This window comes from Polynucleobacter sp. 35-46-11 (assembly GCF_002281105.1).
In genome coordinates this window covers 1-9,321 of record NZ_NCFJ01000073.1, presented here as the reverse complement: position 1 = coordinate 9,321, position 9,321 = coordinate 1, and the positions used below count along the sequence as shown (strand labels likewise).

The 9,321-nt window shown below is 44.9% G+C and carries 10 protein-coding genes; 2 read left to right on the top strand and 8 right to left on the bottom strand.

Annotated features, from left to right (window positions below; translation table 11 throughout):
• Window positions 1-9 precede the first annotated feature (9 nt).
• The gene (locus tag B7Y67_RS07545) at window positions 10-576 is read right to left on the bottom strand and encodes a phasin family protein (protein WP_293598114.1); all 567 of its coding nucleotides are present in this window, start codon (window positions 574-576) and stop codon (window positions 10-12) included.
• Between the two features lie 207 nt (window positions 577-783).
• On the opposite strand from B7Y67_RS07545, the gene B7Y67_RS07540 reads away from it, so the two are divergent.
• Window positions 784-1,671 carry a DMT family transporter gene (locus tag B7Y67_RS07540; protein WP_293598113.1) on the top strand — a complete coding sequence of 296 codons (888 nt, stop codon included), beginning with the start codon at window positions 784-786 and terminating at the stop codon, window positions 1,669-1,671.
• A gap of 149 nt (window positions 1,672-1,820) precedes the next feature.
• Window positions 1,821-2,807 carry a serine hydrolase gene (locus tag B7Y67_RS07535; RefSeq protein ID WP_293598112.1) on the top strand — a complete coding sequence of 329 codons (987 nt, stop codon included), beginning with the start codon at window positions 1,821-1,823 and terminating at the stop codon, window positions 2,805-2,807.
• A 25-nt stretch (window positions 2,808-2,832) separates the two neighbouring features.
• Here B7Y67_RS07535 and B7Y67_RS07530 read toward each other — a convergent pair whose 3' ends face one another.
• The 7 genes from B7Y67_RS07530 to B7Y67_RS07500 form a co-directional block, all read right to left on the bottom strand.
• Complete coding sequence (locus B7Y67_RS07530; RefSeq protein WP_215303884.1) at window positions 2,833-3,627, bottom strand: IclR family transcriptional regulator; 795 nt, start codon at window positions 3,625-3,627, stop codon at window positions 2,833-2,835.
• 109 nt (window positions 3,628-3,736) lie between these two features.
• Window positions 3,737-4,768: a quinone-dependent dihydroorotate dehydrogenase gene (locus B7Y67_RS07525; protein ID WP_293598111.1), complete on the bottom strand. Its 1,032-nt coding sequence runs from the start codon at window positions 4,766-4,768 to the stop codon at window positions 3,737-3,739.
• A 9-nt stretch (window positions 4,769-4,777) separates the two neighbouring features.
• Window positions 4,778-5,533, bottom strand: coding sequence for an arginyltransferase (locus tag B7Y67_RS07520; protein ID WP_293598110.1), 756 nt, complete (start codon window positions 5,531-5,533; stop codon window positions 4,778-4,780).
• Window positions 5,530-6,267: a leucyl/phenylalanyl-tRNA--protein transferase gene (gene aat / locus B7Y67_RS07515; protein ID WP_293598109.1), complete on the bottom strand. Its 738-nt coding sequence runs from the start codon at window positions 6,265-6,267 to the stop codon at window positions 5,530-5,532. Before aat ends, B7Y67_RS07520 begins: the two co-directional genes overlap by 4 nt.
• Window positions 6,268-6,280: 13 nt before the next feature.
• Window positions 6,281-6,841, bottom strand: a complete 561-nt coding sequence (locus B7Y67_RS07510) for an NUDIX hydrolase (RefSeq protein ID WP_293598108.1) — start codon at window positions 6,839-6,841, stop codon at window positions 6,281-6,283.
• Window positions 6,842-6,850: 9 nt separating this feature from the next.
• Window positions 6,851-8,677, bottom strand: a complete 1,827-nt coding sequence (locus B7Y67_RS07505) for a bifunctional chorismate-binding protein/class IV aminotransferase (RefSeq protein ID WP_293598107.1) — start codon at window positions 8,675-8,677, stop codon at window positions 6,851-6,853.
• A gap of 36 nt (window positions 8,678-8,713) precedes the next feature.
• Entirely contained in the window at window positions 8,714-9,289 is a 576-nt protein-coding gene (locus tag B7Y67_RS07500; protein WP_293598106.1) for a peptidylprolyl isomerase, read from the bottom strand.
• Between the last annotated feature and the right edge of the window lie 32 nt (window positions 9,290-9,321).

The following is a 9,321-nucleotide window of genomic DNA, read 5'->3' as shown; positions in this document are numbered from 1 at the left end:
AGGGTAGGGTTACTTTTTCTTACTAGCTTTGCTTGCAGTCTTGCTACTTGCTTTAATTGTTTTCTCAACTGAGCTGTTAGCGCTATTCAGATTGGTTTGAGCAACTTCAACTGCATGTTTGACAGCTTTTTGGCTAGTTTCAAATACGTTATTAGCAGAGGCAATGGCTTGTTTGATGGCGACAACAGCAGCCTCAGATCCTGCTGGCGCATTCTTAGTCCAATCCTCAACCAATGCATTAATCTTTAACTGTCCAGCTTGAAACTCTTTCTCGGCAGACTTTGTAAAGCTTGCTTGAGTTTCATGGGCTAATTCATACAAATGACGGCTATAAGCCATGATTTTTTCAGCCATCGGCTGAACTGCCTCGGCTTGATGGGCGAGGAGTTGTTGAATATCTTTTACTTCTAATGCTTTTTTGGCGCTGCTCATACTGTCGCCTAAGCTTTGTTTGGCAATATGCATATTGAGCTCAACTAGTTTTTCAATGCTCTGAAGTGCTTGATTAGTTAGTCCACTCAAAGTTTCTAGATTGGCTTTTTGTGCTGCTGCAATTTGTTCTGGCGTTAGATTCATTTCTTCCCTTTCCTGTGGGCCTGATTCATTTCTTCACTATGAGCTTTATCTCAATATTGTCAATTCATTTAGCTATCATTTTATCGTATTCATGGTGCGCTGCAATATTAAGGGGAGTGCTGTCAGCCATATGGGACTAGTTATTTATAAATGAGCCTAAAATCATCAATTGAATAAAAAAAATCGCGTATTTTCAATAAGTTAAACATGAGTTTGAAGCTAGATAACCTAATTGCACCACTCTTCGTGTTGATCTGGAGTACGGGTTTTGTGATTGCGCGTCTAGCGATGCCTTATGTTGAGCCTGCCACATTTCTATTTTGGCGCTTCATGGGTGTCTTAATGGCCATGGCATGCCTGAGTTTGGTCTGGAGAATCAGCTGGCCAAGCTGGCATCAAATGAAGCACATTGCCATCGCTGGGGTATTGCTACAGTTTGGCTATCTTTTAGGTGTTTGGTTCGCCGTACGTTTGGGTATGGCTGCAGGCTTGGTTGCAATAATTGTCGGTCTCCAACCAATTCTGACTGCATGGTTTGCGGCTTGGATTTCTGAAAAGGTGACGGGACGTCAGTGGGTTGGATTGTGTTTTGGGTTTGCTGGTGTGGCTCTGGTGGTGGCCGAAAAAATTGGCTTTACTCAAATCCCATTATTAAGCTACGTTCTTGCTTTCGCTGCTTTACTTGCTATTACATTCGGCACTCTGTATCAGAAGAAATTTTGCCCAGTCTTTGATCTTCGCGCTGGGTCATCAATTCAGTTTGGCGTATCAGCAGTTCTTTGCTTTATCTGTATGTATTACTTTGAGTCTGGAGTCATGGTTTGGAATGCTTCGGTTATTGGCGCTTTGCTATGGGCAATTTTCCCTTTATCAATCGGATCAATTAGCCTGCTATTCATGATGATTCGCAAGGGGGCAGCAACCAAGGTAACCAGCCTCTTATACCTAACACCACCAACTACTGCAGTAATGGCCTGGTTTTTATTTGATGAGCCTTTCACACTTATGATGGCAGGTGGCCTTATATTGACCATGACTGGAGTCATATTGGTTAATCGAGGGCAAGCAAAGGCAGTTGCTACGATTGCAGAGTAAGAGTGCCTCACAAGAGAGTTTTCTAGTCAATGCAGGCAATAATGGCTGTAGAGAAGAAAAAGTTATTTATCATTCAGTATGTTAAAAGTTTTGGAAGGTTATTTGGGATGCACTTGAAACGATTTTGGCTTATTGCGTTTATTGGGCTAATGTCATTTGGCCTAATTACTTCCTTTCAGGCAAGTGCAAGCAATAATGACCCCAAGGCTTCGAAGACATCCAAGGCACCGCCCAAATCGGCTGCAAAGAAGCAAGTGAAATCGTCTAAGAAGCCCAAAACAGTTCGGACCACGGTGACCCGTTCAAGCGAGCCTGTGGTGGCAGGAAGACCTTCATTTGCAACTGCCTTAGGGTTACGCGGTCAACATGATGACCTTAATCTGAAGTCCAGTGTTGCGATGGTCGTTAATCAAGATACCAAAGAGGTTTATTTTGAAAAAAACTCCTCGGTAAGTCTACCGATCGCATCCATCACTAAACTGATGACTGCAATGGTGGTGCTCGACTCTAAATTGCCAATGGATGAGACACTCGTCATTAACTCAGATGATGTGAATATATATAGAAACTCCCGTCTTGCTGGTGGTACGGTCTTAACAAGAGAAGAGGCTCTATTATTGTCCTTGATGGCATCTGAAAATCGGGCAGCATATACTCTCGGTAGAAATTACCCAGGCGGTATACCAGCCTTTATCGATGCCATGAATCTTAAGGCTAGAGAAATTGGGATGACACATTCTTTTTTTGCTGATCCCACCGGCCTTAAGAGTGAGAACGTAGCTTCAGCTGAAGATCTCGCCCGCATGTTGAGTGCAGCTTACCAATATAAAGTGATTCGTGAGTTTTCTACTTGGCCGGATCTCACTATGGTGATTGCAAAGCGTCCACAGAAATTCTTGAACACCAATCGTTTGGTGCGTGCTGGCGATATGAATATTGGCCTACAAAAAACAGGTTTCATTAATGCAGCAGGAAGGTGTTTAGTAATGCAAGCCAGAGTGAACAACACACCCTTGCTACTAGTTTTCTTAGACTCGGTTGGTACGCAATCGCGTTTTGCTGATGCAGTGAGGGTTCGGGATTGGTATGAGCATATGCCCTCAGGTGAACCTCAAGCTATTCGTCGCTTAATGTAAATCAAATTCGAAGCGTGTTTGATTCTCAGTAATTATTTTCGTTAACTTTGGGTTTGTAGCCCATTCCTTTGGAAATCTGCAGGGCTGTGTCTTGCAAGAGCTTTAACCAGTCAGACTGAATGCGATCAGTAGGGGAGCTTAACGAAAGTCCTGCGACTAACTTGCCACTGTCATCATAAATCTCAGCTGCAACGCAACTTACGCCTAACTCTAATTCTTCATTGTCGCTTGCATGTCCTAATTTGCGCACTTGATTTAGTTCTAAATCCAGTTTACTTAACTCCGTAATGCTATTTCTGGTGTGCCCCGCTAAACCTGTACGCGTGACATAGGCGCGTACTTGATTCGGATCATCGCTCGCCAAAAATAATTTCCCAACCGATGTGAGGTGAAGTGGTGCACGCCCACCAATGGCGCGGACTACTTGCATGCCAGAGCGCTCGCTATAGGCCCTATCAATGTAGACAATCTCATCACCTTGTCTAACTGAGAGATTAATGGTCTCACCTGTAAGCTTATGTAGAGCACGCATTGGTGCTTGAGCAGCCTCGCGGACAGATAAACGCGCCTTAACGAGGTTGCCAAGCTCAAGCAGCTTAAGGCCTAGCCTGTAAGTCCCACCGTCTCCGCGCTCAACTAATCGGCAGGCTACTAAGTCATTGAGGATGCGGTGCGCGGTGGAAGGGTGTAGATCAGTCTCTTCAGCTAGATTTTTAAGGCTGCTGGACTCTTCATGATTGGCTAGGGCATCAAGAAGATTCATCATGCGCTCAACCACCTGGATTGCGGTTTTACCAGCCTCGCCAGGTGCTTTTGACACTTTTTCGGTTTTGCTCGTACTCATGTTGTCAATTGTAGCGATTTTTGCTGAAATTGCACAATATGAAACGCAGATTGCCTATCTAAACCCAATTCCAGGGGCTAGCTAATCACTTTTTTAGAGCAGCTGCGCACTCACTAATGAGTTTTGGGCCACGGTAAATCAGCCCACTATAGATCTGCACAAGGCTCGCACCTGCCTCAACTTTTTCTAGTGCATCCTGGCCCGAGAGAATGCCACCAACACCAATAATCGGAATGACATCACCCAAATATTGTTTGAGGTTTTTTACTACTTCTGTAGAGGCATTTCGAACTGGTGCACCGGAGAGGCCACCAAGCTCTTCTCCAAACTCGAGCCCTTTCACTGCATCGCGCGCAATCGTTGTATTCGTTGCGATAACGGCATCAATTTTAAATTCCAGCAAGAGATCAGCGATGAGTTTGATATCGCTTTGATCTAAGTCCGGTGCAATTTTTAAAAAGAGGGGCTTGCGAACACCGTACTGATCACTTAGAGCTTCGCGTGCTACGTGCAGGGAGTTAAGGAGAGAGCGCAGCATATCTTCACCCTGAAGTGCGCGTAAGTTCTGGGTGTTAGGAGAGGAGATATTGACGGTAATATATGAAGCAAGGTCATAAACCGCTTCCATAGCAGTGATGTAATCACTCGCAGCATTCTCTATTGGAGTGCTTACATTCTTGCCAATGTTTAGTCCAACAATGCCACCATTTTGCCAATATGCAGACTCTCGTACACGCTTGACGCATGCATCGACACCATCGTTATTAAAGCCCATACGATTGATGATGGCTTGTGCTTCAGGCAAGCGAAACATGCGGGGCTTTGGATTGCCGGGTTGTGGTTTGGGTGTGACGGTTCCAATCTCTAAGAATCCAAAACCTAAAGAGCCTAGCGCATCAATATGCTTGCCATCTTTGTCGAGGCCTGCAGCAAGCCCCACGGGATTTGGAAAAGTGATGCCACAAAATGTGCGTGGATCCGGATCAGGTTGATTAACTAGACAACGCAATAAACCCCAACGTTGCGCTCGATCTAAATTGCTAAGGGTGACATTGTGAGCTTGCTCTGGATCTAAAGAAAAAAGCCAGGGGCGTAAAAGGGGGTAGCTATCGATCATGGGTAGATATTATGGCCCAATGATTGGCTGCCAATGATCATTGATTAGACCCTCAATAGGCTGAAATTTAGCCTTATAGGACATTTTTTCACTATCCTTTATGTAGTAGCCCAGGTAAAGATAGGGAAGCTCTAAGTTCAAAGCCTGTTGAACCTGCCAGAGGATGCTAAAGCTTCCATAGCTTGCTGATAGATTACTGGTGTCGTAGAAGGTATAAACAGAAGAGATGCCTTGATCTAGGATATCAATCATGCTGACCATGCGTAGACGACCAGGTTCGTTATCTTCTGGACCATCCCGAAATTCAACGATTCTAGAATTCACTCGACTTTGCAGTAGAAATTGCATGTACTGATCTTGGCTCTCTTCAGTGCTGTGACCCATGTCGCCATCAGCATGACGTTCATTTTGGTAGTTGTTATATAGGTCAAGGTGCTCTTCTTGGTATCCCAAGTTCAGAATGCGAATCTCCAGTCCAGCATGTTTTTTCAATGTGCGTTTTTGACTGCGATTGGGTTTGAAGTGTTTGACCGGAATGCGGGTAGCGGTGCAAGCATTGCATTCATCGCAATAGGGTCGATAGGTATATAAACCGCTTCTACGAAATCCCGCGTTGACCAGTTCACTATACAAATCAGCATGTATTAAGTGCGATGGGGTCGCCACCTGTGAGCGAGCAGTTCTACCAGGCAGATAGCTGCAGGGGTAGGGTGCCGTTGCATAAAACTGCAGCTCGGTTAAAGGGAGCTCTTTTAATTGTGTCATAGCCAGTGACGCAGCATTTCTTTATCAAATTTCCAAGGAATCTCTATATTAGTTTGCTTTAGAGTAATTTGCAGATGGGCTAAAAATTGGTCGCGAGAAATTGGTGCCGCGCCTAGCGAATCAAGATGGGCAGTCTCCTGCTGACAATCAATCATTTCCACCTGATGTTGCTCGCACCAGGCTGTGAGAGCTGCTAAGGCAATTTTTGAAGCATCGGCTTGGTGGCTAAACATAGATTCTCCGAATACCATCCCACCAAAAGCAACACAATACAGACCGCCGATCAGGCGACCATCCTCCATTACAGCAATGCTGTGGGCGTGACCTTGTTCATGAAGGCCAGTGTAAGCGTCCATGATTTCATGGGTGATCCAAGTTCCATCCTGATCTTTTCTACTCGCAGTTGCGCAGGAGCGAACGACTGCTCCAAAATCATGATCAACCCAGATATCTTTTCTGACATCTGCTAAAAAATGACGTATGGTTTTTTTTAAAGAGTCATGACATTTAAAGTGAGTGGGCTTTAATACCATTCGGGGATTAGGCGACCACCAGAGCACGGGTTGGTTGTCTGAGTACCATGGAAAAATTCCCATCTGATAGGCGCGTTCCAGTTGCCCTGGATAAATTCGCTCACTGACTGCAATTAAACCTGGCACTGTTGGATCAGGGTCTGGGCAATTCAGTGGATTCGGAAATTCATCCTGAGACCCTAGCCAGTTGATATTGCTCATAAACTTGCTGCGTCTAGATCTTTTCTGTTGGAAGAATATCTCTACTGCGCACGCTAAACTCTTTACTTGTATCAAACACCCCCGCAGCACGATCAGCAAAGAACCACTCTAGAGTCTGCTTGACTGTTGGAAAGGCGATATCACTCCAGGGGATATCTTTTTCATCAAATAGTGCAACCTCTAGACTTTCTTCTCCAGCATGAAAGTCTGGTGAACTCATGGTGGCGAGATAAAAAAGATGTACTTGCTCTGCATGCGGCACATTGAGCAGTGAATAAAGTGGGCCAATTTGAACAATCGCGCCAGCCTCCTCTTGTGTCTCTCGGGCTGCACCGGTTGTAGTGCTTTCTCCTAGCTCCATAAAGCCAGCTGGCAGGGTCCAAAAGCCATGTCTTGGTTCAATTGCGCGACGACACAATAAAATTTGATCGCGATAGACTGGAATAGAGCCCACTACATTGCGGGGGTTGAAATAATGAATGACGCCGCAAGAGTCGCATACATGACGCTCCCGTGAATCATCTGCAGGAATCTTGATGCTAATTGGTGATGCGCATTGAGAGCAAAACTTCATGCAGGCTTTCTAAAAATGGGCGGAAATATGACCGCGTAAGGCGTTGCTAAGCATAATCTCTTTTGCATTGAGAACATCCTCAATAGTCAGGTTAGCTTCATGGGCATTCCATTCTGGATTATTTAAGATGATTGATCTCATCACTCCTGGTAGAAGACCTGCAGAGACTGGGGGTGTAAGCCAGCGACTTCCTGACTTAATAAAAATACTGCTTCTTCCCCCTTCGGTCACAAAACCATTTTCATTAATAAATAAGGCATCAAAGCCACCAAGATCCTCAGCTAATTTCCAGGCTTGGTCATAGATATTTCGACTGTTGACTTTATGTCTTAATAAGATGTTGCCTGAGTGAAGGGTGGCTTTACTGGGATCGGGAAGAATGTCACTCGCCCAAAAGATCTTTACTGGACCTTGTAGAGACTGAATTGGGGTGGCTTGGCAGCTTAGATTACCAACAGAGTTCAAATCTACTCGCAATCGATAGTCAGCATCATTACTACAGTTAGCGCAAACATCCTCAATGGATTTGAGGATGTTGCTTACATTGCAAGGTATAACTAGTGCCAGCGCTGAATCAGCCAAACGCTTCAAGTGGAGCTGTAAATGTTGAGGTTTAGCTTGGTGAACTAAGATTGTTTCAAATAATCCTATTTCGCTTGGCATCTCACTCAAGAAGGCTGCCTTAATTTCGCATTCTTCCCACTCTTGTTTGGCTTCCGAATCAATCGTAATGCCGGCGCCGATACCCAAAGTAAAAGGTGAGGCTAAGGTCTTTGGGTTCCGATCAATTTCCAGTGTGCGAATGGGGACGCTAAATGCAAAGTCACCATCAGGATCTATCCAACCAAGAGCCCCGCAATAGTAGCCGCGATCTTGACACTCTAATTCTTGGATGATCTCCATACTGCGTTTCTTGGGTGCACCTGTAACGGAGCCACAAGGAAAGGCTGCGTTCATGATATCCCGTAATTCAATGCCAGGTTTAACCTGAGCCTGAACCGTTGATGTCATTTGCAATACATCACCGTACCTGGCAACTTCAAAAAGTTGAGGAACACTGACTGTTCCCGGCAAGGCAAGACGACTTAGATCGTTGCGCAGTAAATCGACGATCATGACATTCTCTGCCTGATTTTTGGCATCTGCTGACAAGTGCTCCGCTGAATCACTCAATGCACTTGCAGTGCCTTTCATAGGCATAGCCTTCAGAGTGTTGCCTTGTTTTTGAATAAATAATTCGGGAGACTGGGAAAGAACATAGTTTGAGTCACTTTTAATAAATGCCCCAAATCTTCCCGGCTGGCGATTTCTTAATCGTGCATACAGTGCGAGAGGGTCACCATAGGCCTCCCCCGTAATTCTAAAGGTGTGATTAATTTGATACGCATCACCACTACGAATGTATTCTTGAATCGCCTCAATATCAGACTTGAACTTCTCTTCATTAATAGAAACATGAAGATTGCTAACCCCCGCAACTTGAGAGTCGGAATCAAGTATCTCAACTCTTCCCTTAATGAATGCATCGACATCCTGCTTGCTTAGGCTCTCATAGGATCTAAATGACCATGCCTGAACCAGTGGATGTTGACGCTTTACGTCATCTCGGCGCCGTTCAATTTTATGAAGATATAGACCGAATTCATAAGCAAATGCTGCGACAACATATTCACCGCGAGTCAATGCTGCATTGATGCTCCGCAGACATTCATCTACTGCGGTGATTGTGTCTGAAGGACTGGGCTGGGGATGGACAGTCCAGCAATGCAGCGCCTGTTCATAAAGGCGGCTGCTCAGCTCAGTCTGAGTACTTTGAGCGTCATCTAGCAATATCATGCTATTGACCTTCAGGGCTCTAGCAAGAGGTGAAAATTACTTCAATACAGTCGCTGATTCAATCGTGACAGTCTTACTAGGTACATCCGCCATACGACCCATTTTCGGTGCAGATGCAAGCATGGTGGGAATCTTGCGAATGGCATCTATGGTTTGAGTTCCTGAAATGACTTTGCCAAATACTGTGTAGCCATTGCCCATCGCGTTTGGATAATTCAGACCTTCATTATCTTTAACGTTGATAAAGAACTGAGCTGTAGCAGAATCAGGATCTGAAGTGCGCGCCATGGCAATCGTATAAGTTTGGTTCTTAAGGCCATTTTGAGCTTCTGAAACTACCGGCGCATTGGTTGGTTTTTGAACTAGGTCAGGAGTAAAGCCGCCACCTTGAATCATGAAGCCGTCAATCACGCGGTGAAAAATGGTGCCGTTATAAAAACCGCTATTTACATAGTTTAAAAAATTGGTTGTGGTCTTCGGTGCCTTGACAGAGTCCAACTCAACAACAAAGTTACCCATGGTGGTTTTGAATTCGACCTTAGGCCCTGCAAAGCTTGCAGCGCTAGCAATCAGGCTGGTGACAATGAATAGAGAAGCAATTATTTTGCGCATAGTAGAAGGTCCTTAAAAATCGAATAAAAAAA

Coding starts and splice junctions, on each gene's coding strand:
- aat (WP_293598109.1), bottom strand. CDS start 6,267: ATGAGCAATATCAACTGGCTAGGGTCTCAGGATGAATTTCCGAATCCA.
- B7Y67_RS07500 (WP_293598106.1), bottom strand. CDS start 9,289: ATGCGCAAAATAATTGCTTCTCTATTCATTGTCACCAGCCTGATTGCT.
- B7Y67_RS07520 (WP_293598110.1), bottom strand. CDS start 5,533: ATGACACAATTAAAAGAGCTCCCTTTAACCGAGCTGCAGTTTTATGCA.
- B7Y67_RS07540 (WP_293598113.1), top strand. CDS start 784: ATGAGTTTGAAGCTAGATAACCTAATTGCACCACTCTTCGTGTTGATC.
- B7Y67_RS07545 (WP_293598114.1), bottom strand. CDS start 576: ATGAATCTAACGCCAGAACAAATTGCAGCAGCACAAAAAGCCAATCTA.
- B7Y67_RS07535 (WP_293598112.1), top strand. CDS start 1,821: ATGTCATTTGGCCTAATTACTTCCTTTCAGGCAAGTGCAAGCAATAAT.
- B7Y67_RS07510 (WP_293598108.1), bottom strand. CDS start 6,841: ATGAAGTTTTGCTCTCAATGCGCATCACCAATTAGCATCAAGATTCCT.
- B7Y67_RS07525 (WP_293598111.1), bottom strand. CDS start 4,768: ATGATCGATAGCTACCCCCTTTTACGCCCCTGGCTTTTTTCTTTAGAT.
- B7Y67_RS07505 (WP_293598107.1), bottom strand. CDS start 8,677: ATGATATTGCTAGATGACGCTCAAAGTACTCAGACTGAGCTGAGCAGC.